The sequence below is a fragment of the Methylobacterium nigriterrae genome, assembly GCF_037106235.1.
Lineage (GTDB): Bacteria > Pseudomonadota > Alphaproteobacteria > Rhizobiales > Beijerinckiaceae > Methylobacterium > Methylobacterium nigriterrae.
Genome location: NZ_JBAWTG010000029.1, coordinates 1 through 24,743 on the forward strand (window position 1 = coordinate 1; position 24,743 = coordinate 24,743).

Sequence of the window (24,743 nt, forward strand, 5' to 3'; positions counted from 1 at the left end):
GGCCGCACGAGCGCCTGATCGGCTTCGTGCCCGACCGGCCCGGCCATGACCGGCGCTACGCCATCGACCCGTCCAAGGCGGAAGCCGAGCTCGGCTGGGCGCCCGCGAAGGACTTCGAGGCGGCGCTCACCGAGACGGTGCGCTGGTATCTCGCCAACGAAGGCTGGTGGCGCCCGATCCGGGAGGGCCGCTACGCGGGCGAGCGGCTCGGCCTCGCCCCGGCCAGATCGCACGCGACGGCGGGCTGAGCCCGATGGACATCCTGATCCTCGGAGGGGCGGGCCAGGTCGGCACCGAGTTGCAGGCCATCGCCTGGGACGCGGATATCCGGGTGCACGCGCCGACCCGCGCGGAGCTCGACGCGACGGATGAGGCGGCGCTCGCCCGCGCCTTCGCGGAACGCGCCTACGGGGGAATCGTCAACGCGGCGGCCTACACGGCCGTCGACAGGGCCGAGAGCGACGTGGCCGAGGCGTGGCGGCTCAACGCGCTGGCGCCCGCGCTCCTCGCCGCGCAGGCCGCCAGGGCGGGCATTCCCCTCGTCCACGTCTCGACCGACTACGTGTTCGACGGCACGGCCTCCGGTCCTTACGAGCCCGACGCGCCCGTCAACCCGCAGAGCGTCTATGGGGCCAGCAAGGCGGCCGGCGAGTGGGCGGTGCGCACCGCCGGCCCGCGCCACGCCATCGTACGCACCGCCTGGGTGGTGAGCCCGCACCGGGGCAACTTCGTCAAGACCATGCTGCGGCTCGCGGCCGAGCGCGACCGCCTCGCCGTGGTCGACGACCAGCGCGGCTGCCCGACCTCCGCCCGCGACCTCGCCGAGGCGCTCGCCGTGATCGCGACCCGCCTCGCGCGGGACCCGGGGGCGCCGACCGGCACGTTCCACTGTGTCAATGCGGGGTCGACCACCTGGTGCGGCTTCGCCCGTGCCATCCTGGCGGGCGCAGCCCGGCGCGGCGGGCGGGCGGTCCCGGTGGACGCGATCCCGACGAGCGCCTACCCGACTCCGGCCAGGCGCCCGATGAACGCGCAGCTCTCGACCGCGAGCCTGAGCCGGGCCTTCGGACTCGCGCCGCGGCCGTGGGAGAGCGCGCTCGACGACATTCTCGACCGGCTCGTCGGGCCGGCCGAGCGCGCAGGAGTCTGACATGAAGGGCATCGTTCTGGCCGGCGGCTCCGGCACGCGGCTGCATCCGGCCACGCTGTCGATCAACAAGCAGCTGCTGCCGGTCTACGACAAGCCGATGATCTACTATCCGGTGTCGGTGCTGATGCTCGCCGGCATCCGGGACATCCTGATCATCTCAAGCCCCGAGCACCTCGACAATTACCGCCGCCTGTTCGGCACCGGCGAGCAGTTCGGGGTGCGCTTCGCCTACGCGGTGCAGCCGCGGCCGGAAGGTCTTGCGCAGGCCTTCCTGATCGGGCGCGACTTCGTGGGCGACGATTCCGTTGCACTGATCCTCGGCGACAACCTGTTCTTCGGCGCCGGCATGACGGAGCTTCTGAAATCGGCGCTGGCGCGGCGCGAGGGCGCCACCATCTTCGCCTACCATGTCGAGAACCCGCAGGCTTACGGCGTGGTGAGCCTCGATGCCGGAGGGCGGCCGACGCGGATTGTCGAGAAGCCGAGGGAGCCCGATTCGACCTGGGCGGTGACAGGCCTCTATTTCTACGACAACCGCGTGCTCGATATCGCCGCGAGCGTGACCCCCTCCGCCCGGGGCGAGCTCGAGATCACGAGCGTCAACCAGGCCTATCTGGAGCGCGGGCAGCTGCACGTGGAGCGGATGGGCCGCGGCTACGCCTGGCTCGACACCGGCACGCATGACAGCCTCCTGGAGGCCTCCGAGTTCGTCCGGACGATCCAGAACCGGCAGGGACTGCAGGTGGCCTGCCTGGAGGAGATCGCCTACTTGCAAGGCTTCATCACCCGCGACCAGCTCGTGGCGGCTGGCGAGTGCTTCGCCAAGACCGCCTACGGGCAGAACCTGCTGCGCCTCGCCCGCGAGGGCTGAGCGCGCGACGTTCCTATCTCCAAGCGCGTTCCCCGGCCGGGCAGACGACGAGAGCCGCGGATCGGGCGGACGACCTCTCCATCATCGTCCCGGCTCTGAACTCGCTGACAGTCCGACCGCTTGACGGTCCGACCGCTCATGGCGCCCCACTCTTGGCGCCCCACGTCCCGTGCAAGCGGAGCCGACCGGTCCGGCGCGTGTCGCGCCACGGCAACAGCGTGCGGCGGAGTGAAACCGACACGACAACGACCCGTTAACCCTGGCCGCCCTATGCCCTAACGGAAGGCACGGGGAAACCACCGCAGACCGATGCTCGCACGCACGCGCCTGATCCGTTCCGCCCTTCTCGCGCTGGTCCTGATCGGGACCGGCCCGGCGGGCGCGCAGGACGGCGACAGAGCCCGGACGGGTGCGGTCGCCATCGCGGCGGACCTTACGAGCAGCCCGGGCGGGCCGACCAAGCTCACCCTCGTCCTCTCGAAGCCCGTCGAGGCTCGCGCTTTCGTGATGGAGCGCCCGGATCGGGCGGTGATCGACCTCGCCGAAGTCAATTTCCAGCTCGATGCCGAGGCCGGACGCCGCCGCGAGGGCCTCGTCCAATCCTTCCGCTACGGCCTGTTCGCGCCGGGCCGGTCGCGCATCGTCGTCGACTTGACCGGGGCGGCCACGGTCGGCCGGATAGAGACTGCGACGCGTCCGCGCGACGGCGCCGTGCTGCTCTCGATCGAGTTCCAACGCTCCGACCGCGAGACATTCCGCAGGGCCGCGGTTGCGAGCGACCCGGCGCCGGCTCAGCGCAAGCTCGCCGTGCCGGTCGAGCCCGCCGACCTGCGTCCGCTGATCATGGTCGATGCCGGCCACGGCGGCACGGATCCCGGCGCCATCGCGGCGACCGGCGCCTTCGAGAAGGACATCGTGTTCGGCTTCGCGCAAGCGCTCGTGAAGCGCCTCGAGGCCGGAGGGCGCTACCGCGTGCGCATGACGCGCGACCGCGACGTGTTCGTGCCGCTCGGCGAACGCGTGCGGCTCGCCCGGGAGGCGAAGGCGGACCTCTTTGTCTCGATCCACGCCGATTCGATCTCGGCCGCGCCGCAGGTGCGCGGCGCCACCATCTACACGGGCTCGGAGAAGGCGACCGACGCCGAATCGGCGCGGCTCGCCGACCGCGAGAACAAGGCGGACGCTGCTGCCGGCACCGATTCGAGCGAGGGCCCGAGCGACATCGTCGACATCCTGCAGGAACTGACCCTGCGCGAGACGCGCGGCTTCTCCTCGGGCTTCGCCCGTACCCTGATGGGCCAGCTCGGTCCCGTCATGGAGATGAGCGCCAAGCCCCATCGAGAGGCCGGATTCAGAGTGCTGCGCTCGCCCGACGTGCCGAGCGTGCTCGTCGAACTCGGCTACCTGTCGAGCAAGCGTGACCTCGATCTGCTGCAGTCGGAGGCTTGGCGCGAGAGCGTGACGGGCTCGATGGCGAAGGCCGTCGACCTGTTCTTCACGAACCGCGCAACCCTGGTCCGACCTGCCGGCCAGACCCGGCGCGCAGCCTCCATCGCCCCAGTTTCACCATAGATCCGGTGTCGATACGCGCTTAACCAAGCCCCGGCCGCGGCGCTGCGCAATCGGCATCCGTCGGCGGGCACGTTACCAGCGCCTGAACGCCCTTCGCGCCCCGCTCGATCGGGCGGATTTGCCAGGGTGCGCCCGCGTCCGCGGACGGCGGCAGAGCAATCGACGGACGGGACACCGGATGCGCTTCATCCTTCGTTTCTTCGCCTTCCTGTTCAGCGCGGGCGCGGTGGTGTTCGTCCTGCTCGCGGCGGTCGGCGCCTTCTTCTACTGGAAGTACAGCCAGGACCTGCCGGACCACGCGCAGCTCGCCAATTACGAGCCGCCCGTGATGACGCGCGTCCACGCGGCCGACGGCTCGCTGCTGGCCGAGTACGCGCGCGAGCGTCGCCTCTACCTGCCGATCCAGGCGATGCCCAAGATCGTGGTCGCTGCGTTCCTGTCCGCTGAGGACAAGAACTTCTACAAGCACGGCGGCATCGATCCCGAGGGCATCGTGCGCGCGGCGCTGACGAACGCCAAGAGCGGCAAGAAGCAGGGCGCCTCGACCATCACCCAGCAGGTCGCCAAGAACTTCCTGCTCACGAACGAGCAGACCTTCGACCGCAAGATCCGCGAGGCGCTGATCGCGCTGCGTATCGAGGCGGCCTACTCGAAGGACAAGATCCTCGAACTCTACCTGAACGAGATCTTCCTCGGCACGATCGTGCCGGGCCGCAACCTGCACGGCGTCGCCGCGGCCGCGCTCGACTATTTCGGCAAGTCGGTCCACGAGCTGACGATCAACGAGGCCGCCTACCTCGCCGCCCTGCCCAAGGGCCCGAACAACTACCATCCCTACCGCCGCACCCAGGCGGCGCTCGACCGGCGCAACGAGATCATCCGCCTGATGGCGGAGAACGGCTACATCACCAAGGAGGAGGCCGACGCCGCCAAGAAGATGCCGCTCGGCATCAACCCGCGCGTCGCCTTCCCGAACGCCGCCAACGCCAATTACTTCACCGAGGAGGTCCGCCGCGAGATCTCCGAGCGCTACGGCGAGAAGAAGCTCTACGAGGGCGGCCTGTCGGTTCGCGCGACGCTCGATCCGAAGATGCAGGCCTGGGCCCGCAAGGCGCTCGTCGACGGCCTCGTGCGCTATGACCAGGCCCATGGCTGGCGCGGCGTGCAGACCAAGGTCGACCTGACCGGCCGCGACTGGGGCATGGCGGTGGCCGAGGTGCCCGCGCTCGGCGACGTCGCCCCCTGGCGCCTTGCCGTGGTGCTCTCGACGAGCGGCGGCTCGGCCCAGATCGGATTGCAGCCCCGGCGCGAGGCCGGCGGCTCGGTCTCCAAGGAGCGCGAGACCGGGATGATCCCGCCCGAGGGCCTGAAGTGGACCGGCCGCAGCGCGGCTACCGCCTTGAGCCCCGGCGATGTCGTCTACGTCGAGGCGATGGAAGGCGGGCGCGGCCAGTTCCGCCTGCGCCAGAAGCCCGAGGTATCCGGCGCCATCGTGGCGATGGATCCCTATACCGGGCGCGTCCACGCGATGGTTGGCGGCTTCTCCTACGACGAGAGCGAGTTCAATCGCGCGACGCAGGCCCAGCGCCAGCCCGGCTCCTCGTTCAAGCCGATCGTTTACTCGGCGGCGCTCGACAACGGCTACACCCCGTCCTCGATCGTGCAGGATTCGCCGATCACCATCGAAGCCGGTCCGGGCCAGGAGGCCTGGACGCCCTCGAACTACGACGGCAAGTCCGGCGGGCCGCACACGCTCCGCTACGGGATCGAGCATTCGAAGAACCTGATGACCGTGCGGCTGGCCAAGGACGTCGGCATGCCGCTCATCGCGGAATATGCCCGCCGCTTCGGCGTCTACGACGACCTCTTGCCGGTTCTGCCGATGTCGCTCGGCGCCGGCGAGACGACGGTGATGCGCATGGTCACCGCCTACTCGATGCTGGCCAATGGCGGGCGGCGCATCCGCCCGACGCTGATCGACCGCATCCAGGACCGCATCGGCGAGACGATCTACCGGCACGACAACCGCAAATGCGTCGGCTGCGACGCCGAGAAGTGGTCGGGCCAGGACGAACCGAAGCTCGTCGACGATTCCGAGCAGGTGCTCGACCCGCTGACCGCCTACCAGATGGTCTCGATCATGGAGGGTGTGGTCCAGCGCGGCACCGCCACCATCCTGAAGCAGATCGGCAAGCCGCTCGCCGGCAAGACCGGCACGACGAACGATGCCAAGGACGCGTGGTTCGTGGGCTTCTCGCCGGACCTCGCCGTCGGCGTCTATATCGGCTTCGACAAGCCGCGCTCGCTCGGCGACCGGGCAACGGGCGGCGGCCTCGCGGCTCCGATCGCGCTCGACTTCCTGAAGCAGGCGCTCAAGGACAAGCCGCCCACGCCGTTCCGCGTGCCTCCGGGCATCAAGCTGATCCGCGTCAACGTCGCCTCCGGCATGCGCGCCGGCTCGGGCGAGGGCGGCGGCACGATCCTCGAGGCCTTCAAGCCGGGCACCGCCCCGCCCGACGCCTACGTGGCCCAGCCGGCCGCCCCGCCGGCCGGCGCCGTCCCGCCGGATGCCGACCGTGCCGCGCAGGCCGGCGGTCTCTACTGAGGTCGCCGCGGGTCGGCCGCGCGAGGCGAGGCATCATGTCGGGCGGCACCGTTCGGATCAGCTTCGACCGCCTCGCGGCGCCGCTCGTCCAGACGCCCCAGGGCACGGCGCTCGGCATCGGCGGTTTCGTCCACCATTGGTCCGAGCGGCTTGCCGGCCTGCGGTTGTATCTGATCCAGGGCGAGCACCGCGTCGAGGCGGGCCGCGTCTTCCTGCAGACCGACCTTCTCGGGCCGTTCCAGGCGGCTGCCGGCGACCGGCTCGACGGCGGCTTCTACGCGTCGGCCGTGTTCCCGGCGGATCCCGGCCTGCACGGCGGCCCGGTCCGGATCGAGGCGACGCTCGTCTGGCGCAGTGGCGGCGAGGCGATCCTGACCGTTGGCAGCGTCGACCTCATCCGCATCGACCCGCTGCCCGATCCCGCCGGCATCGCAGGCCGCTCGGTCGGCATCGCGATGGCGACCTACAACCCGGATTCCGAGCTGTTCGCAGGGCAGATCGCCTCGATCCGGGCGCAGACCCACGCGGACTGGATCTGCGTGATCTCGGATGACGGCTCGGCGGCATCCTGCCGCCAGATGATCGAGGCGACGATCGCGGGCGATCCGCGTTTCCGGCTGCTGCCGCCTGGGCCCAATCTCGGCTTCTACCGCAACTTCGAACGGGCCTGCGCGGCGCTGCCCAGCGGCTGCGCCTTCGTGGCCTTCAGCGATCAGGACGATCAATGGCTGCCGGACCGGCTGAGCCGGCAGCTCGACGTGATCGCTCAGCTGCCGTTCGGCTGCTGTTACTCGGACCTCGAGATCGCGAGCCGCGACGGCGAGACCCTGTCGGGCACGTTCTGGATCAACCGCAAGGCCCGCTACGGAAGCCTCGCGGGGCTTCTCCTGGCCAATGTCGTCACCGGCATGACCATCCTCGCCCGCCGCGACCTGATCGCGCGTGCCCTGCCGTTTCCCGCGACCCCGAACCTGACCTATCACGACCACTGGATCGCCCTGGTGGCCGAGCGGCATCGTGGCCTTCGCTACTTGGGCCAACCCCTGGTGCGCTATATCCAGCACGGCGCGAACCACACGGGGGCGCTCGGGCGCTGGCCGGGGGTCGCCTTCATCACCCGCCAGGCGCTGCGCCGAATCGATCGCTTCTACCGCGTGGGACTGCGCGGCCGGAAGCCGCGTGAGGCGCTTCGCGAATCCTCCATCCACCATTGGCTTGTCCTCGAGCCGACCCGGCTGCGCGTTCTGGCGGATCGGCTCCAGGCAGCCCCAGGTCTCAAGCCGGCGCGAAACCGAGCCGTGAGCCGCCTCTGCCGCGGCTTCGGCCCCGTCGCCTTCGCCGCCTCGGGCGCCGATTGGGGCGACCATTATCGACGTGCCTACGCGATCGAGCTCGGCCTCGGGGCTTTCCTCGGCTCCTGCGTGCGGCTGCTCGCTCGCCGCGGCTGGATCAACGGCGACACGCCGGGCCTGCCCGATCCGCTCCGGAACGCGTGACCGCCCGCCGGGCGGCGATGTTTTCCCAGGGCGGCGAAGACCCGCTAGAAGGGCGTCCGCCCGGGCTCTCGCCGCTGACCCGGGCGCGTCCTGAGACCGTCTGGCAGAAGAGTCGACGTTTGAATCCGCTGAAGCCCTTGCACCGGTGGCTCGGACGGCGCCGGGATGCCGCGCCGTTCTTCACCATCTTCAACAGCGGCGTGCTGGTCGAGCTGCTGCCGTCCCAGGGGGCCGATGCTGTTGCCATCACGGTCCAAGCGGATCGCGCAGCGCCGCGGACCGTGCCGATCGCGCGCGTGGTCCGGTCCGACCGCGGGCTGATCGCCGTCGCAAAGCTCGAATCCGAGCTGTTCTCAAGACCCGGCACCTGCACGCTCGGCGTGGCGATCCGCGGGCGCCTGCGCCGCCGTCGGTTCGAGATTGGCCCGGGCTGCTATTGCGCCCATATCGACGGGGTACGCGACTCGGCGCTCGAAGGATGGATCTCCCCGCTCTTCCCGGGCGGGAAGCCGGACATCTCTCTTCTCGTGGATGGCGTTCCGGGAGGATCAGCGCGGCTCGACCGGCTCCGTCCGGAGCTGATCGGTTTCAGCGGTCAGGGCGGCTGGGACGGTTTTCGGCTGCCCCTGCCGCGCGGGGCCCTCGACGGGCGCCCGCACCGGCTCGGGGTGCGGGCCGGTGCGGCCGAGTTCGACTTCGGCGAATGGACCTCGAAGCCGCGCTTCCACGTCGACTCCGCCGAGCCCGACCGCCTGTCCGGCTGGTTCTTCGACGAGGCGGCCTGCGACGCGCCGGCGACCCTGCGCATCGTCGCCGAGGGCCGGACGGTGGCGCGCATCGGGACGGGCTTCCGCGCCGATCTCAAGGCCGTGTTCGGGCGCGAGGCGGCGGGCTTCGTCTTTCGAGGCTGCGCCGTCGCGCCGGGCAGCACCCTCGTCGCGGGGCCTGAGGGTTCTGAGATAGTCCTGGGACGGTTCGAAGGGCTGACGCAGGCCGATCGCGTGGCGAGGCAGCGCGCCGCTGCACAGGATTACCTCGCGATGCCGGGTCCGCCGGCGGCGAGCCGGGCTGAGCGGGAAGCGATCCGCGGCGCGATCGTCGCGATCGAGCGGGCCGATCCGGAGACGCGGCTGGCGTTCCAGGCCGGTCCCGATCCGGCACCGCCGCGTCGGATGCGAGAAGGAGGCGAACGCGACGAGCCGGGCCCGATCCCACGGGTCTGCGTCATCGTGCCGGTCCAGGGCGAGGCCGCCGATCTGGGGCGTTGCCTCGAAGCCCTGACACCCCAGCTCGATCCGGGTCGGATGCGCGCCATCGTGATGCATGATCGCGTGCCCGAGCCTTCGGGCGGGACGGATCCGGCCGATCAGGGCGCCGAAGGGCCTCCGGGACTGACGATCCTCCATCAGCCCGATGCCCCCGGCTGGTCCGCGCTGGCCAACCGTGCGATCGCCCTTCTGGAACCCGGCGAGGACGCCCTGATTCTCAGCCCGAGCGCGGTGCCGCCGCCCGGATTCGCCGAGCGGCTGGCCCGGCACTGCGGCCGGGCTTCCATCGCCACCGTTTCGCCCCTGGCAAACACCGATCTCGGCATCCGCCTGGCCCGTCGTGCCCGTTCGAAGCCGCTCCCGCCGAGCCTCGATGCGGCCGGGATCGATCGCGCCCTGGCGGCTGAGGGGGCAGGGCCGGCGATCCTGCCGGCGGGCGACGCCGCCTGCCTGTACCTTGCCCGCGCGGCCATCGACGATGTCGGGGCCTTCTCCGACGCCTGGACGGGCGCAGCGGCTGCGGTCGCCGATTGGTGCCTGCGCGCGCGGGACCTCGGTTGGCGCCATCTCGGCGCCGCCGACGTCTTCGCGGGCGGTTCCCGTTCGGACGCGATGCGCGACGCGTCCCGCCTGGATCGGCTCTATCCGGAACACGCGGCCGAATGCCGGGCCTTCGCTGCGTCGGACCCGTTCAGTCCCGCGCGCTTGCGCGCCGTGATCCGGCTCCTGGCGGGCCGGGTGCGCCGCCTGTCGCTTCACCTCGCGCATGCGGACACCGAGGAACTCGCACGCTACCTCGCCGATATCCGCAGCCTGCCGCGAGAGCCAGACCACGAGGTCGCGGTCCTCACGGCGGCCGAGGGCCCGCCCGGCGCGCCGCGCCTTCGCCTCGCGCTCGACGGCGCGGGCATCACCGTGCCCCTGGAGCCGGTCGGCTTGGAGGAACTCCTCACGAGCCTGGAGGCGGAGGGTGCCACCGTCACGATCCAGGTGAATTCGCGCCTTGGCTTCCCGAGCGAGTTCCTGAGGCATCTTCAATCGGGCGCGCGGCCCTACACGGTGCGCCTTCACGATTTCCAGTGGTATTGCCCGAGAGTGGACCTGATCGATGGGCGAAACGCCTATTGCGGCGAACCGCCGCCGGCGGTTTGCCAGACCTGCATCGCGAGCGGAATCCGCCACACCTTCGCCGATGAGGGCGCGCTGATCGACAGCGATCTCGAGGCTTGGCTCGCCTTCAATGCAGGGTTCCTGAAAGGGGCGGAGCACATTCTCGCGCCCTGCCGGGACACCGCCAACCGATACGCGGGGCGGATGGGCCTTCAGACCATCGCGGTGCTGCCGCACCCGGAGCCCGATCCGCCCACCACGGTCGGTGTGGTGGGACGCCGAGCCGCCGGCGTCGGCGGATTGCGGGTCGCCGTGGTCGGCGCGCGCCACCGCCGGGACGGCTCAGACCTGATCCGCAAGCTCGCCGAGCGTGCGGCCCAGGAGGAGGCGCCGCTGTTCCTGGTCGTCCTCGGAGCCGTTCCGGATGCCGAGGCGCTGGTGCGCCACGGCAACGCTTCGGTGGCCGCTCCCTGCGAGGCGGCGGATCTGCGGGCCCAGCTTCGAGCCGCCGACCCCGATCTCGTCTTTCTGCCGAGCCTGTGGCCACAGCCGCATTCCTACGCGCTGTCGGAGGTGTGGGAGGCGGGTTACCCGATCCTCGCCTTCGATCTCGGTGAAGCGGCCGACCGCATCCGGGACCATGGCGGCGGCCTCCTGATCCCGCCGACGCGCGACACGCGCGAACTCCTCGCGCATCTCCTCGCCGCCCGCGATCGGCTCGGCGAGATCGCGCCGCCCGCCCCGCGGCCGTTGCGTCGGCCATCGCTGGCCGATTACGAGCGGACGATCGCCTCCGCCTCGCCCTGATCCGCTAGGCGCCGCCGGGGCTTGAGGACGGCGAGCGCCGGCCGCTCGATGGAAAGATGGTAGATCAACCCGCAGGCGACACCGAGCAGGATGCAGAGGGCGAGGCTCGCGGGCCAGGAGCGGAGGCCCTCGAACCGGCCGGCGATGCGCGCGGCGAGCGACGCCAGCGGGTTGTGCACCAGGTAGATCGCGTAGGAGGCATTTCCGAGGAGGATCAGCCAGCCCGGCACCGCGAGGCGGCCGGCGCGCTCGAGCCAGGCGGCGCCGACCACCAGGAAGGCCACCGCGAAGCCGAAGCCCATGCGACCGGGCCCCGCCGGATCGACGCCCAGCGCGAAAAATCCGAGGAGCCCCGCCGTTCCGATCGCGATTGCGGGAAGGGCCCAGCGCGGCGGGGCCGCACGGTAGGCGAGCGCCGCGAGCAGGCCGGCGACGAATTCCGCGTTGATCGGCGCGAACAGGCTCAGCCAGCTCGGTGCCGCGATCGACGTCTGAAGCCCGAGCCCGATCCCGGCGAGGATCAGGCCGACCCACGCGGCCACGATCCAGGCGAATCCCCGGACGAAGTAGGAGAGCAGGAAGATCCCGTAGAACATCATCTCGTGGACGAGGGTCCAGGCTGCCGCCAGCGCGGGGGGCGAGCCCGTCGGCAGCAGCGTGAGCGACGTGACGAGGCTCCAGTCGCGCTGGCTGCCCGAGATCTGCGGCAGCGCGAGGTAGAGCCCGATCAACCCGAGCGAGACGGGCAGGTAGGGCACGTAGATGCGCGTCAGGCGCTTCACCGCGTAGGCGCGCGCCGTCGCCGGCCCCATCGGGTCGTCTCGGTGGGCGTGCAGGATGATGAAGCCGCTCAGCACGAAGAAGAAGTCGACCCCGAAGGCGCCGCGCTCGAAGGCGTAGAAGGCGCCCGCGGGAAGCGCCTCGGCGTAGTCGCGCGTCGCGATGGCCGAATGGTAGGCCACGATGGCGAGCGCCGCGAGCGCCCGGCCCGCCTGCAGCACGGTGATGACCCTGTCGCGTTCCCGAGCCATCCCGCCGCCCTGCCGGTCCATCATCCCATCAATAGCATTGCGGGAGCCGGACTCCTGTATCCGACCGGCCACCCCGAATAGGTCGGTGGCACCTGGGGATGAACATCCTCAGAACGCGGCGCGCAGTCCGCCGAAGACGCTGCGCCCGTTACCCGGATAGAAGGCGGCGAGCGCCGCCGCCCCGCCCACTGTCGCGGCCGCGTTCGTGACCACCGAGATGTCCGAGACGTAATGGGCATTCGTGAGGTTGCGGGCATCGACGAAGAGCGACACGCCGTTGGCGAAGTCGATCCCGGTCCGGACGTTGAACAGGGCGTAGCCCGGCACCTGCAAGGTGTTGGCCTGGTCGGCATAGGCCCCCTGCGGCACCCAGTCGACGGAGGGCGCGAGGTAGAAGCCGCTCGGATGCGCGTAGGTCAGGACCGTGCGCAGCACGTCCCGCGGGATGCCGGCGATCTGGTTGTTGCCGAAGACCGGGTCGTTGACGAAGCGGAAGTCGTTGTGGGTCCAGATCTGGCTCACCGTGAGCGTATCGCCCTGGGCCGCCAACGCGCGGGCGAGTTCCAGGCTGACCGCAGCCTCGACGCCCTGGTGGCGGGTGCGCGGGGCGTTGAAGGTCGCGGCCGGGATGCCGAGGCCCGGATTGACCGAGAAGTTGATCAGCTCGTCCCGGATCTCCGAGCGGTAGAGGGTCACGTCCCAGGTCAGCCGGTCGATCCGCCCGCGGGTGCCCGCCTCGTAGGTCCAGGCGCGCTGGGCCTGCAGCGGCACGAAGGTGGTGTTGAGGGTGTTCTGCTGCACGAGGTCGGTGAAGTCCGGCACGTCGCGCGAGCGCGTGATATCGCCGAAGACCTGGATGTCGGGCAGCGGTTGCCAGAGCAGGCCGATCTTGGGGTTGACGCCCTCGTAGGTCACGTCGGCGAAGGAGGGAAACTGGCTCGTGCCCGTGAAGCCGCCCTTGTTGCTGTAGGTGCGGTTCGAGGAGAACAGCTTCGCCCCTGTCATCAGGGCGACCTCCGGCAGGAACCAGAAACGGTTCTCGCCATAGGCCTCGAGGTTCGAGGCGCTCTGGACCGAGTTCAAGGTCTGGGCGCCGCGCTGGCCCGCGATGTTGACGAATTGCAGCGCCGAGGTCTGCCCCGCGAAGGCGCGAAGTCCCAGGATCACGTCGTCGCGAAAACCCGCGACGTCGAAGCTGCCCGACCAGTGGGGCGCGATGCCGTAGGTCCAGCCGCCCTGGTCGATCACCTGGAAGATCGGGTGGTAGAGCGACTTGTGGATCGCCCAGCTGTCGATGTCGAGCCGGCCGACATCGAGCGCGAAGGAGGTGCGGTTGGCGATCCGTTCGGTCTCGACCTTGCGGGACTGGTTGCCGGTGATCGCGGTCGGGTTGGCGAGTGTCGGATTGTTCAACGCGTTGAACAGGGTCAGCGTGCCGGGCAGCTTCTGGTCGGTCAGGTAGACCCCGGCATAGAACCGGGTCTCGACGCCCGGCGCGAGCTTGTAGCCGAGATTGGCGTTGAAGTTCTGGGTGCGCTGGGTCTCGTGGATGCGGTAGCCGTCGGAATTGGTGAGCGTGCCGTTGATCAGGAAATCGGCCGGCCCCGAGATGCGCGAGAACTGGAAGTTCTCGCGGATCGTGTTGAACGAGCCCCCGTCGATGCGCAGGATGTTCGGCGCGAAGGCCGTGTAGGCGGTCGGCGTCACGAAGTTGATCGCGCCGCCGAGCGTCGTTGCTCCGAAGGCCAGGGCGTTGCCGCCCTTGTAGACCTCGACCGAGCGCAGGGAGAGCGGGTCGATCTGATAGAAGTCGCCGCTGCCGTCGGCGAGGTTGAGGGGGATGGCGTCCTGCAGGAGCTCGATCCCGCGCAGGTGGAAGCCTCGGCTGACGCCGGAGCCGCGCACCGACAGGCGCAACTCCTGCCCGTAGCGCTCCTCGACATAGACGCCCGGCACGTCCTTGAGGACGTCCCGCAGCGTGTTGGCGTAGCGGTCTTGGAAGCTCTTGGCATCGACGAAGGCCACCGAGCCGACGGTCGCGTTCACGGCGGCGCGCTGCTCGGCAACGCTCGGCACCGTGAGCGAGCCGGCGGCGACGGCGGTTCCGCTGACGGAGAGTTCGGGTAGCTCGGCGCTGGCGGTCGATTCGGCCTGCGCCCGGGGCGCCGCCGGCAGGAGGAGGGCGAGCGCCAGGGCGCCCGCGCGGGTCGGGGAAGGCATGAGATGGGCTCCGGACGGCGCCCGGCCATGCCGGGGGCTTGCGCGTCCATGCGAGGTCGGTCGGCACGCGCGAGCCGCGCGCGAACGAGACGAATGTCTTCTCTCCGGAGCGGAGAGAGGACGGCCACGTGGCGGCCTCAGTGGTGGTGGTGCCCGCCCGCGGCCTCGCCGCCGGGCGCCTGCGCACCGATCGGCGCGACCGAGAAGGTCACCGGCACGGTGCCGGCGCGCGCGAAGGTCAGGGTGCCTTGCACCGTCTCGCCAGCCTTCGGGCCCGCCTTCAGGTCGAGGAACATCAGGTGGAGCCCGCCGGGCTTCAGCTCGACGGTCTCGCCGGGCTTGATGGTCAGGCCGCCCTCGACGGCGGCCATCCGCATCACGCCGCCCTCCATCGACATGGAGTGGATCTCGCCGCGATCCGCGATCGGAATCGATGCGCCGGTCAGCGTGTCGGGCGCGGTGCCGGCATTGGTGATGCGGACGTAGCCGCCTGCGACCTTGGCACCTCCGGGCGTCGCACGCATCCAGGGCGTCTCGATCGCGAGGTCACCCGCCTTCACGGCGGCGGGCGCTGGGCCCTTCTGCGGAGCGGCGACGATCAGGACGCCGGGGGCCGGCGCCTTGAGGTCGCGCGCGCTCTGTCCGGCGGCCGGGATCTCGCTCCAGCGATAGCTGCCCGTGCGGCAATCCTGCTCGACCGGGAAATAGACCGTGCTGCCGGGCGCGAAGGCGTCGGAAACGCGGGCGAAGAAGGTGAACTCGTCGATCTGGTCGTCCGGCAGCTCGCCGCCGCTCCAAGTGATCGTCTTCACGCCCTCGCTCACGGTACCGTGGAAGGAAGGATAGGGCCGCTCATAGGCGCCCCGCGCGATGGCGATCTGCCAGCCGGGCTTCGGCATGGGCTTGGCGCCGACGATGCCCTCGGGGATCGTCACGCTGACCCGCGTGGTCGGCTTGCCGTCGCAGCCGTGCATGATCTGGACGACGCCGCGATAGGCGGTGTTCGGGCTCGCCTCCTTGCGCTCGAGCGTGGCGTGCGCGAGGGCGGCGGTGGTCGAGGCGGTGAGGAACAGGGCGGCGTAGAGCTCGGCCCGGGGAACGCGATGCATGGTGGGACGTCCGTCTGTCTGAAGGGATCGGGCGGGATCGATTCAGGTGACGGGAGGTCCCCGCGGATGAGCGATCGTGTTGGGGGGCGCCCGCGCGGCGACCGCGTCGGACGCATGCCAGCTGACCCTGGTGACGTTGCGCAGCGACCAGGCGAGCCCGACGCCTACGGGCCGCGGCGGCTCGGCGCTTCCGGCGAGGGGGGCGGCCGTGCAGCAATCACCGTGATGGGCCGGAAGCGGTGTGCCCGGGCCCGGATCGGCAAGCCCGGTCTCGGCCGCGTGCAGGCAGAGCACGCCGTCCGGGCCGCCGCCCTGGATCGGCATCAGGCCTCCCAGGAAGGCCTGGAGCACGAACGCGTAGAGCGCGACCACCGCGGTGATCGCGCGCAAACGGCCCGTCCTCGTGTTGCCTGGAACCATGGGCGCATCTTTAGGGGATGGGCGGCCGATGCGCCATTGTTGCCACACCGGGCCCAGCAGCGCTGTTGCCGCAGGGCCGCACCGCCGGTCCGTGTGCGCTCCAGCACAGCCACGCCTTAATCTGGCCCGGAGAGCATGGGTTCTTAACTGTACCGCGACACCTTGAGGGCATGGGGATCACGGCGCGTTGACGTCCCACCCGCGATCCAGACTTGCTCCAGCCATGGACCAGAGCTTCCGACCGATGCTGACACAGGCTCACACCCACCGCGCGCTCGGCTTCGCCCTTCTCGCCACGGCCGCCCTCGTCGGCCACACGGCGATCGCCCGTGAGCAGGGCGGCTTCGCCCAGGCCGAGTGGGCGCAGGACTACGCCTCGCCCGCCGGCATGCAGGTGCAGCGCTCCTCGACGCCGATCCTGTCGCCCCAGACGGTTGCGGCGACCGAGCAGATGATCGAGCGCTACAAGGACATCGTCGCCCGCGGCGGCTGGCGACCGGTCTCCGGCGCCGACCGTCTGCGCATCGGCGGGCGCGGACCCGCGGTCGCGGCCGTGCGCCAGCGCCTGATCGTCACGGGCGACCTCGATCCGGTCTCGGGCGGCTCGGGCGTCTACGATTCCTACGTGGCCGCGGCCGTGAAGCGCTTCCAGGCCCGCCACGGCCTCAGCCAGACCGGCACGATGAGCATGGCCACGCAGCAGGCCATGAACGTGCCGGCGGATGTGCGCCTGCGCCAGCTCGAGATCAACGCGGTGCGGCTGCGCTCCTATTCGGGCAATCTCGGCCAACGCTTCGTCATCACCAACATCCCGGCGGCCCTCGTCCAGACCGTCGAGAACGGTCAGGTCGTGACGCTGCACGCCGCGGGCGTCGGCAAGATCGACCGCCAGTCGCCGATCATGAACACCAAGGCGACGCAGATCAATTTCAATCCCTTCTGGACGGTCCCGGCTTCGATCGTGAAGAAGGACCTCATTCCGAAGATGCAGAAGGACCCGAACTACCTCACCGAGAACAAGATCCGCATCTTCTCGGGCGAGACCGAGATCTCGCCGGCCTCGGTGAACTGGAACTCGGACGAGGGCACGCGCTATCGCTACCGCCAGGATTCGGGCGCCGACTTCAACTCGATGGGCATCGTGCGCATCAACATCCCGAACCCCTACGGCGTGTTCATGCACGACACGAACACCAAGGGTGTGTTCGGCGACGATTTCCGCTTCATCTCCTCGGGCTGCGTGCGCGTGCAGAACGTGCGCGAGTACATCACCTGGCTTCTCAAGGACACGCCCGGCTGGGGCCGCGCCGAGGTCGAGCAGGCGATCGAGAGCGGCAAGCGCGTCGACGCAACGCTCAGCACCCCGGTGCCCGTCTACTGGACCTACATCACCGCCTGGGCGACGCCGGACGGCCTCGTGCAGTTCCGCGACGACATCTACAAGCGCGACGGCGTCAACGTGCCATCGACCGTCTCGGCGCCGACGCCGGTGGCGAGCGCGCAGTCGACGGTGCCGGAGAGCTTCGAGCCGGGCGACGAGGAGAACTGAGGCCCTGCGCGTCAAGGCGGTGCGGATGAAGCCGCACCGTCCTTTGCGACGGTAGCCCGATCTAGCCTGGGACGCAGACCCGATCGCGAAGATGTCTCCCGGCTTATGATGCTGCGATTGCTATAATATGGACGATCACGTTCGTTTCTTGGCGGCGGCCAGTGCCTCGATTTTCGGGAGGGTATCGATCGCCGCCTGTGCGTGGCGAGCTGCCGCGATCGGATGGAGGACAAGGCTCTCCTGCGGGTCGAAGACGATGCCGTTGACCGCCTTGGCATAGGCTGCGGCGCAGACCCAGGCGCCGATGAAGCCCGGCAACGTATTCCAGTAAAGGGCGAAGGCGTGCGTCCAGGGGCCGCCGAGATCAACGTCATCGTAGGTTTCAATGACGTCGTCGCGGTCGATGGGTCCGAATTCGAACCCGACTTCACGATCGCTCCAAACCGCGGGGAGATGCCCCTTCGACGACATCAATTCCCGGCTCGATTCGATGCGAACCGGAAATCCAAGATCATTAATATGACGCTGCCATTCACTCACGGAATGAATGACTTTGTCGCAAAATATGTATGCTTCGAATGACATATTGGCTCCGTCGCTTTCGGCTGCAAGATTGTATTCGACATTTATTATTTTCGCAGATTACGCCTTTCGACGGTAAAGCGTCGAGATAATCTGTTTCACGCTGATGCCCCGAATAACGTGAATTTCGATGATCGGCACGTCAGCGCCGACACCCGCGCCAGCTCGGATTTCTGTTGCGCGCGCTTTCGTGAGTCGCGCATTTCCAGTCTTGATGTCCCAGATCGCCAAGATTCGCCCATTTGTGCCTTGGGCATCCCGTAGAATGACATCTGTTCGGACGCTGCCATCCAAGCCATATCTCACGAGGTCGCCGGCGCTGAAACTTTGCTCAACCCCATCCTTCCCAATTCCCGGAATGTCCAACTCCCTGATACGAGTTCCGGAAGCTGTATGAACATAAATACCGTAAAGCGGGCCGGCTCCAGGGCCCATCGTTTCGACCACTTCCTTGACAATATCAATAAGCATATCGGTTTTCGCATCGATTTTTGGGTCACCGGTCCGATCGCGCCTGACGACCTGAACGCTGGAGCCGCCCTGAAGGCACCAACGTCCGCACTCGTCTCTCGGTTGATCAGGATTGAAGTTGGCCTTTGTGCTTACAATAGATTGCAGCTTGATTATTTTCAATTTTAGATTGAGATAAGAGAGTTCTAGATCTATTTGGTTGATCTCGGTCTGATCAAGCATCGCATCGACTCCAGCCGAGGGTCGAGGCTTAACATAAATTCCTATGAAATTTAATATATTCCTTGACTGAGCCGTGCGCTCTTGTCAGCCTCCGCACTTCATTTTTTTTTAAGCCAGCGGCAAATTCACCTGTGCTTGGCCTGGCATCCCAGCCCGTGTAGATATCCTGGCTTGAACGCCCGCCCGTGCACGCCGACGGGTCAGCCGGGTGCGTCACCCGATCATAAGAGCAAGAGGCCATCCATGACCGCCGGTACCCTCGCCGACAAGCATTTCTCGAACACGTTCTTCTCCGCGTCGCTCGCCGAGGCCGATCCCGAGATCGCCAAGGCGGTCGAGCAGGAACTCGGCCGCCAGCAGCACGAGATCGAGCTGATCGCCTCCGAGAACATCGTCTCGCGCGCCGTCCTCGAGGCGCAGGGTTCGGTGCTCACGAACAAGTACGCCGAGGGCTACCCTGGCCGGCGCTACTACGGCGGCTGCCAGTTCGTCGACGTCGCCGAGAATCTCGCGATCGAGCGCGCCAAGCGCCTGTTCGGCTGCGCCTTCGCCAATGTCCAGCCGAACTCGGGCTCCCAGGCCAACCAGGGCGTGTTCATGGCCCTGATGCAGCCCGGCGACACCTTCATGGGCCTCGACCTCGCGGCCGGCGGCCACCTCACCCACGGCGCGCCGCCGAACGTCTCCGGCAAGTGGTTCAAGCCCGTGTCCTACACGGTGCGCGAGAGCGACATGCGCATCGACATGGAGCAGGTCGAGCGCCTCGCCCATGAGCACAAGCCGAAGGTGATCATCGCGGGTGGCTCGGGCTATCCGCGTCACTGGGACTTCGCGAAGTTCCGCGAGATCGCGGACGCGGTCGGCGCCTATTTCTTCGTGGACATGGCCCATTTCGCGGGCCTCGTGGCGGCCGGCGTGCACCCGTCGCCGTTCCCGCACGCGCACGTGGCCACCACGACCACGCACAAGACCCTACGCGGTCCGCGCGGCGGCATGATCCTGACGAACGACGAGGCGCTCGCCAAGAAGTTCAACTCGGCGATCTTCCCGGGCCTGCAGGGCGGCCCGCTCATGCACGTCATCGCCGGCAAGGCGGTGGCCTTCGGCGAGGCCCTCAAGCCCGAGTTCAAGGTCTACGCGCGTCAGGTCATCGAGAACGCGAAGGCGCTCGCCGACACGATCATCTCGGGCGGCTACGACATCACCTCGGGCGGGACCGACAACCACCTGATGCTGGTGGACCTGCGCAAGAAGGGCCTCACCGGCAAGGCGGCGGAGGCCGCGCTCTCGCGGGCCGACATCACCTGCAACAAGAACGGCGTGCCATTCGACCCGCAGAAGCCGACGGTCACCTCGGGCATCCGCCTGGGCACCCCGGCCGGCACCTCCCGCGGCTTCGGCGTCGCCGAGTTCAAGCAGATCGGCGGATTCATCGTCGAGGTGCTGGACGGCCTCGCCGCGAAGGGCGAGACGGGCGATGCCGAGGTCGAGGCCCGCGTCAAGGACAAGGTGCACGAGCTCACCCGGCGCTTCCCGATCTACGGCTGAGGCTCCAGCCTTCCGAGAGGACGTGGCCGGCGGCTTGACCTTCCGGCCAGGCATTCTCCACGTTAGAGAACGGCCGCGGATCGGTGATCCGCGGCCGTTGTCGTTTGTTCCACGAGGGTTTCCGCCCGATGCGCTGTCCCTATTGCGGCGGCTCCGACACGCAGGTGAAGGACTCGCGCCCGAGCGAGGACGGCGCCGCGATCCGCCGCCGCCGGGTCTGCCCCGATTGCGCGGGCCGCTTCACCACCTTCGAGCGGGTGCAGCTGCGCGAGCTCTCCGTGCTGAAGCGCTCGGGCAAGCGCGTGCCCTTCGACCGTGACAAGCTGCAGCGCTCGATCGACGTGGCCCTGCGCAAGCGGCCGGTCGATCCGGAGCGGATCGAGCGCCTCGTCAGCGGCATCACCCGCCAGCTGGAGAGCGGCGGCGAGGCCGAGGTGACGAGCGAGGCCATTGGCGAGCTCGTGATGGAGGGGCTGAAGGGGCTCGACGACGTGGCCTATGTGCGCTTCGCCTCCGTCTACAAGAATTTCCGCGAGGCCAAGGATTTCGAGGACCTGCTCGGCACGCTGGCCGAGACCGGTGGCCTGCCGGAGCCCGAGTCCACCACCGGCCGGCGCAGAGCGCGGGCGCGCCCGTGAGCGGCTCCGTGACCGCGGCCGATCTTCGCTTCATGCACCTCGCTCTGGCGCTCGGGCGGCGCAATCTCGGGCGCAGCTGGCCGAACCCCTCGGTTGGCGCCGTCGTGGTCGCGGGCGAGCCCGGCCGGGAGCGCATCGTCGGGCAGGGCGTCACGGCCCCCGGAGGCCGCCCCCATGCCGAGCCTCTGGCGCTCGCCATGGCTGGCGATGCGGCGCGCGGGGCGACGCTCTACGTGACGCTGGAGCCCTGCTCGCATCACGGCCGCACGCCGCCCTGCACCGAGGCGATCGTCGCGAGCGGCCTTGCCCGCGTGGTCTCGGCGATCGAGGATCCCGATCCCCGGGTGGCGGGCCGCGGCCACGATCTCCTGCGCGCCGCCGGGATCGCCGTGACGGCGGAGGTGCTGCGTGCGGAGGCCCGTCGCGACCATCTCGGCCATATCCTGAGGGCGACCGAGCGGCGGCCGATGGTTGCTCTCAAGCTCGCCCGCACCCGGGACGGGTTTGCGGCGGGGGCGCCGAAGCAGCGCCTGCGGATCACCGGCCCGATCGCCGACGGGGCGGTGCATCTCTGGCGCGCGCATGCCGATGCCATCATGGTGGGGATCGGCACGGCACGCGCCGACGACCCCTCGCTCACGGTCCGGTTGCCGGGACTGTCCGACCGCTCGCCGCTCCGGGTGATCCTCGATTCGCAGCTGCGCCTGACGCCGGCGAGCGCTCTGGTCCGGGCGGCGCGCGACGTGCCGACCCTCGTCATCACGACGCGCGCGGCGCCGACGCACGCCAAGAGGACGCTGACGACCTTCGGAGCCGAGGTCCTTTGTATGGCGGCCGACGCGGCGGGCCGGGTCGACCTGCGGGCGGCGCTGACGGCGCTCGCGGAACGCGGCATAACCCGGATCTGCAGCGAGGGGGGGCCCTATCTGGCGAATGCGCTGGCGGCGGCCGACCTCGTCGACGTCTGCACGCTGATCACCGGCCCGGAGCCCCTCGGCGGAGACGGGCTTCCGGCGGTCGGGCCGGCCCTGGCGCGGGCGCTCGGCGACGGCCGCCTGCGCGCGGTCGAGACCCTCGACCTCGGTCCCGACCGGGCCGTCACCTACGAGCGGAGCCTCTGATGTTCACCGGTCTCGTCTCGGACGTCGGAACAATTCATGAAATCAGCGGCGATGACCGGTTGCGCCGGCTCGCGATCCGGTCGCATTACGATCCGGCCTCGATCGCGCTCGGCGCCTCGATCGCCTGCTCGGGTCCCTGCCTGACGGCGGTGGCGGTCGAGCCCGCCGAGGGTGGCGCGATCTTCGCCGTCGACGCGGCGGCCGAGACGCTCGCCCGGACCACGGTCGGGTCCTGGCGAGTGGGCACCCGCATCAACCTCGAGCGCTCCCTCCGGATCGGCGACGAGCTCGGCGGGCACCTCGTCACCGGCCACGTGGACGGGCTCGCCGAGATCGTCGCCCGCGAGAGCGTGACGGGCGGGGAGGGGGATCTGGGCGCGAGCGAGCGCTTCACCCTGCGGGCGCCGGGCCCTCTCGCGAAGTTCATCGCCGAGAAGGGCTCGGTCTGCCTCGACGGCACCTCGCTCACGGTGAACGGCGTCGCGGGCGATCTCTTCTCCGTGCTGCTGATCCCCCACACCCTGCTGGTGACCACTTGGGGCGAGCGCCGGCAGGGCGACCGGCTCAACCTCGAGGTCGACCTCATCGCCCGCTACGCCGCCCGCCTGAGCGAGGCCCGCACGGCGACCGGGCCGGGCTGACCCGGCCCACATCGACGCGGGCGCCGAGGCCGCGCTTGTGATGCGCCGACCTTCGGTCTAGTGCTCGCCTCCCGCCACCGGCCCCGCAGCGATTCCGCGATCGGCCGGCGCGGGCAAGGACGCGCCGGCAACGATCCGGACGGGACATGCGGGGGAAGCGGCCGGCCTGGGCGCGACGTTTTCCATCCACGAAGGCCACGATGGTTTCGACTGCACCCAACCCCCGCCCCGATCCGAGGCCGGACCCCGCCCTCAGGGGCGCGCGCGTCCTCGTGGTAGAGGGCCGCTTCTACGACCACATCGCCGACGCGCTCCTGGCGGGCGCCGAGGCGGCCATCGAGGCGGTGGGCGGGCAGTCCGTCACCGTGACCGTGCCGGGCGCCCTGGAGATCCCCGCCGCGATCGCGATCCTGGTCGACGCGGCCGAGCGCGCGGGCGAGCCCTACGACGCCGCGGTGGCGCTCGGCTGCGTGATCCGGGGCGAGACGGGGCATTACGACATCGTGGCCGGCGAGAGCGCGCGCGCACTCATGGACCTGTCGGTCGCCCTGCGGCTCCCGCTCGGCAACGGCATCCTGACGGTCGAGACAGAGGCGCAGGCGCTGGCGCGGGCCCGCGTCGAAGAGATGAACAAGGGCGGCGGGGCGGCCGAGGCGGCGCTCGCCGTGCTCGCCCTGAAGCGGGCGGCCTCGGCCGGCCCGGTCGGAGAGGCGTGAGGCGATGAGCAGGCTGAACGAGCGCAGCGGCGCCCGCCTCGCGGTGGTGCAGGCCCTCTACGACATGGAGATCTCCGGCAAGGGCGTGCTCGACGCGCTGGCCGAGTTCGAGGCCTTCTGGATCGGCCGGGAAGTCGACGGGGTCGAGCACCCCGCGGCGGACGCGGCCTTCTTCCGCGATCTCCTGCGGGGCGTCGTCGAGGAGCAGCGCGCGATCGACCCGCAGGTGGACCGGGCGCTGGCGCAGGGCTGGCCGCTCAAGCGGCTCGAGGCGGTGCTGCGCGCCATCCTGCGGGCGGGCGCCTACGAGCTGATGTTCCGGCGCGACGTGCCGGCCCGCTCCGCGATCTCCGAATACGTCGACGTCGCCAACAGCTTCTACACGGGCGACGAGCCCGGCCTCGTCAACGCCGTGCTCGACAAGGTCGCGCGCGAGGTGCGGCCATCCGAGCTCGCGCTGCCGGAGGCTCGGCGCGGGTGATGCGCGGGTGAGCGGCGAGGCGGCCAGCGGGCGTCCGAGCGAGGACGCCCTGATCGCGCGCTACTTCGCGCCGATCGCCGGCCCCGGCGCCGACGCGCTCCGGGACGATGCGGCCGCCCTGACCCCGAGTCCCGGCCACGACCTCGTGCTGACGGCGGACGCGATCGTGGCGGGCATCCACTACTTCGCGGACGATCCGCCCGCCTCGATCGCCCGCAAGGCGCTCGCGGTGAACCTCTCGGACCTCGCCGCTAAGGGGGCGGGCCCGCGCGGCTTCCTGCTCACGCTCGCGCTCCCGCCGGACTGGACGGAGGCGTGGCTCGCGGGCTTCGCCGCCGGGCTCGCCGAGGCGAGCGCCGCCTTCGGCTGCCCGCTCCTCGGGGGCGACACCGTGCGGGCGGCCGGGCCGGCGCTGATCGGCGTGACGGCGATCGGCGAGGTGCCGCGGGGCGGCATGGTTCGCCGCCCGGCGGCCCGGGCGGGCGAGCGGATCTGCGTCACGGGAACGATCGGCGACGCGGCGCTCGGCCTCGCCCTGCGCCTGGCGCCCGATGCGGGCTGGGCGGCGGCGCTCGCACCGGAGGAGCGGGCCCATCTCCTCGACCGCTACCTCCATCCCCGGCCGCGTCTCAGCCTGGCCCCGATCCTGCGCCGTTACGCCGGCGCCGCGATGGACGTGTCGGATGGCCTCGCGGGCGACCTCGCCAAGCTGCTCAGGGCGTCGGCCCGCGGTGGCGCCGTGTCGATCCCGGAGATTCCCCTGTCGACCGCCGCCGCGCGCGCGATCGCCGCCGCGCCGGGCCTCCTCGACACGGCGCTGACCGGGGGCGACGATTACGAGGTCCTGTGCACCGTCGCGCCGGAGAATCTCGCGGAATTCCGGGCCGAGGCGGCGGCGGCCGGGATCGCGGTCGCGGCGATCGGCACCGTCCTGCCCGATCCCGGGCCGCCGGAATTCGCCGGGCGCGAAGGCGTCCCGCGCATCTTCGCGGCGGGTTCGTTCAGCCACTTCTGAGATCCGGGTGACGGGATCACCGATTCCAGGCTCGGGCCGTCCTTCGATCGGGTGCGGGTCCTTCCCCATTTCGGGCCTGGCGGTTCACGCAATACCCGGA

Annotated in this window: 21 protein-coding genes; 15 read left to right on the plus strand and 6 right to left on the minus strand. The window is 70.0% G+C overall.

Going from position 1 to position 24,743, the window contains the following annotated elements:
- The 7 genes from WDW90_RS16475 to WDW90_RS16505 form a co-directional block, all read left to right on the plus strand.
- A partial coding sequence (locus tag WDW90_RS16475; RefSeq protein WP_336488485.1) for a GDP-mannose 4,6-dehydratase occupies positions 1 to 248 on the plus strand: 248 nt, incomplete at its 5' end.
- A 5-nt stretch (positions 249 to 253) separates the two neighbouring features.
- Positions 254 to 1,150 (plus strand): dTDP-4-dehydrorhamnose reductase, encoded by an 897-nt coding sequence (gene rfbD, locus WDW90_RS16480; protein ID WP_336488486.1) that lies wholly within the window; start codon positions 254 to 256, stop codon positions 1,148 to 1,150.
- Between the two features lies 1 nt (position 1,151).
- On the plus strand, positions 1,152 to 2,021 hold the full coding sequence (gene rfbA / locus WDW90_RS16485; RefSeq protein ID WP_336488487.1) for a glucose-1-phosphate thymidylyltransferase RfbA: 870 nt from the start codon (positions 1,152 to 1,154) through the stop codon (positions 2,019 to 2,021).
- Positions 2,022 to 2,330: 309 nt separating this feature from the next.
- Positions 2,331 to 3,593 carry an N-acetylmuramoyl-L-alanine amidase gene (locus WDW90_RS16490; RefSeq protein WP_336488488.1) on the plus strand — a complete coding sequence of 421 codons (1,263 nt, stop codon included), beginning with the start codon at positions 2,331 to 2,333 and terminating at the stop codon, positions 3,591 to 3,593.
- A gap of 178 nt (positions 3,594 to 3,771) precedes the next feature.
- Complete coding sequence (locus WDW90_RS16495) at positions 3,772 to 6,198, plus strand: penicillin-binding protein 1A (RefSeq protein WP_336488489.1); 2,427 nt, start codon at positions 3,772 to 3,774, stop codon at positions 6,196 to 6,198.
- Positions 6,199 to 6,233: 35 nt separating this feature from the next.
- Positions 6,234 to 7,694, plus strand: a complete 1,461-nt coding sequence (locus WDW90_RS16500) for a glycosyltransferase (RefSeq protein ID WP_336488490.1) — start codon at positions 6,234 to 6,236, stop codon at positions 7,692 to 7,694.
- Between the two features lie 119 nt (positions 7,695 to 7,813).
- Positions 7,814 to 10,879, plus strand: coding sequence for a hypothetical protein (locus WDW90_RS16505; protein WP_336488491.1), 3,066 nt, complete (start codon positions 7,814 to 7,816; stop codon positions 10,877 to 10,879).
- On the opposite strand, the gene WDW90_RS16510 is transcribed toward WDW90_RS16505, so the two are convergent.
- From WDW90_RS16510 to WDW90_RS16525, 4 genes are all read right to left on the minus strand, one after another.
- A complete protein-coding gene (locus WDW90_RS16510) occupies positions 10,846 to 11,910 on the minus strand; it encodes an acyltransferase family protein (protein WP_336488492.1) in 1,065 nt (354 codons plus the stop codon). The two genes, WDW90_RS16505 and WDW90_RS16510, sit on opposite strands and share 34 nt — an antisense overlap.
- A 108-nt stretch (positions 11,911 to 12,018) precedes the next feature.
- Positions 12,019 to 14,130: a TonB-dependent receptor family protein gene (locus WDW90_RS16515; RefSeq protein ID WP_336488493.1), complete on the minus strand. Its 2,112-nt coding sequence runs from the start codon at positions 14,128 to 14,130 to the stop codon at positions 12,019 to 12,021.
- A gap of 137 nt (positions 14,131 to 14,267) precedes the next feature.
- Positions 14,268 to 15,239, minus strand: coding sequence for a copper chaperone PCu(A)C domain-containing protein (locus WDW90_RS16520; RefSeq protein ID WP_336488494.1), 972 nt, complete (start codon positions 15,237 to 15,239; stop codon positions 14,268 to 14,270).
- Between the two features lie 42 nt (positions 15,240 to 15,281).
- Positions 15,282 to 15,629, minus strand: a complete 348-nt coding sequence (locus WDW90_RS16525) for a hypothetical protein (protein WP_336488495.1) — start codon at positions 15,627 to 15,629, stop codon at positions 15,282 to 15,284.
- Between the two features lie 274 nt (positions 15,630 to 15,903).
- Between WDW90_RS16525 and WDW90_RS16530 the strand changes: the two genes are divergently transcribed.
- Complete coding sequence (locus tag WDW90_RS16530) at positions 15,904 to 17,208, plus strand: L,D-transpeptidase family protein (protein ID WP_336488496.1); 1,305 nt, start codon at positions 15,904 to 15,906, stop codon at positions 17,206 to 17,208.
- A gap of 135 nt (positions 17,209 to 17,343) precedes the next feature.
- Here the strand turns inward: WDW90_RS16530 and WDW90_RS16535 are convergent, their stop codons facing one another.
- Together WDW90_RS16535 and WDW90_RS16540 are read right to left on the minus strand one after the other, a co-directional pair.
- The gene (locus tag WDW90_RS16535) at positions 17,344 to 17,793 is read right to left on the minus strand and encodes a hypothetical protein (RefSeq protein ID WP_336488497.1); all 450 of its coding nucleotides are present in this window, start codon (positions 17,791 to 17,793) and stop codon (positions 17,344 to 17,346) included.
- A 57-nt stretch (positions 17,794 to 17,850) separates the two neighbouring features.
- Positions 17,851 to 18,483: a hypothetical protein gene (locus WDW90_RS16540; RefSeq protein ID WP_336488498.1), complete on the minus strand. Its 633-nt coding sequence runs from the start codon at positions 18,481 to 18,483 to the stop codon at positions 17,851 to 17,853.
- A gap of 243 nt (positions 18,484 to 18,726) precedes the next feature.
- On the opposite strand from WDW90_RS16540, the gene glyA reads away from it, so the two are divergent.
- The 7 genes from glyA to thiL all read left to right on the plus strand — a co-directional run bounded on the left by glyA (position 18,727) and on the right by thiL (position 24,643).
- Positions 18,727 to 20,031: a serine hydroxymethyltransferase gene (glyA, locus tag WDW90_RS16545; RefSeq protein ID WP_336488499.1), complete on the plus strand. Its 1,305-nt coding sequence runs from the start codon at positions 18,727 to 18,729 to the stop codon at positions 20,029 to 20,031.
- A gap of 128 nt (positions 20,032 to 20,159) precedes the next feature.
- The gene (gene nrdR, locus WDW90_RS16550) at positions 20,160 to 20,669 is read left to right on the plus strand and encodes a transcriptional regulator NrdR (protein ID WP_336488500.1); all 510 of its coding nucleotides are present in this window, start codon (positions 20,160 to 20,162) and stop codon (positions 20,667 to 20,669) included.
- Between the two features lie 32 nt (positions 20,670 to 20,701).
- Positions 20,702 to 21,790 (plus strand): bifunctional diaminohydroxyphosphoribosylaminopyrimidine deaminase/5-amino-6-(5-phosphoribosylamino)uracil reductase RibD, encoded by a 1,089-nt coding sequence (ribD, locus tag WDW90_RS16555; protein WP_336488548.1) that lies wholly within the window; start codon positions 20,702 to 20,704, stop codon positions 21,788 to 21,790.
- Entirely contained in the window at positions 21,790 to 22,431 is a 642-nt protein-coding gene (locus WDW90_RS16560) for a riboflavin synthase (RefSeq protein ID WP_336488501.1), read from the plus strand. Before ribD ends, WDW90_RS16560 begins: the two co-directional genes overlap by 1 nt.
- Positions 22,432 to 22,631: 200 nt before the next feature.
- Positions 22,632 to 23,147, plus strand: coding sequence for a 6,7-dimethyl-8-ribityllumazine synthase (gene ribH / locus WDW90_RS16565; RefSeq protein WP_336488502.1), 516 nt, complete (start codon positions 22,632 to 22,634; stop codon positions 23,145 to 23,147).
- Between the two features lie 4 nt (positions 23,148 to 23,151).
- Positions 23,152 to 23,628 (plus strand): transcription antitermination factor NusB, encoded by a 477-nt coding sequence (gene nusB / locus WDW90_RS16570; RefSeq protein ID WP_336488503.1) that lies wholly within the window; start codon positions 23,152 to 23,154, stop codon positions 23,626 to 23,628.
- Between the two features lie 7 nt (positions 23,629 to 23,635).
- Positions 23,636 to 24,643, plus strand: a complete 1,008-nt coding sequence (gene thiL, locus WDW90_RS16575; protein WP_336488504.1) for a thiamine-phosphate kinase — start codon at positions 23,636 to 23,638, stop codon at positions 24,641 to 24,643.
- The last annotated feature ends 100 nt before the right edge of the window (positions 24,644 to 24,743 follow it).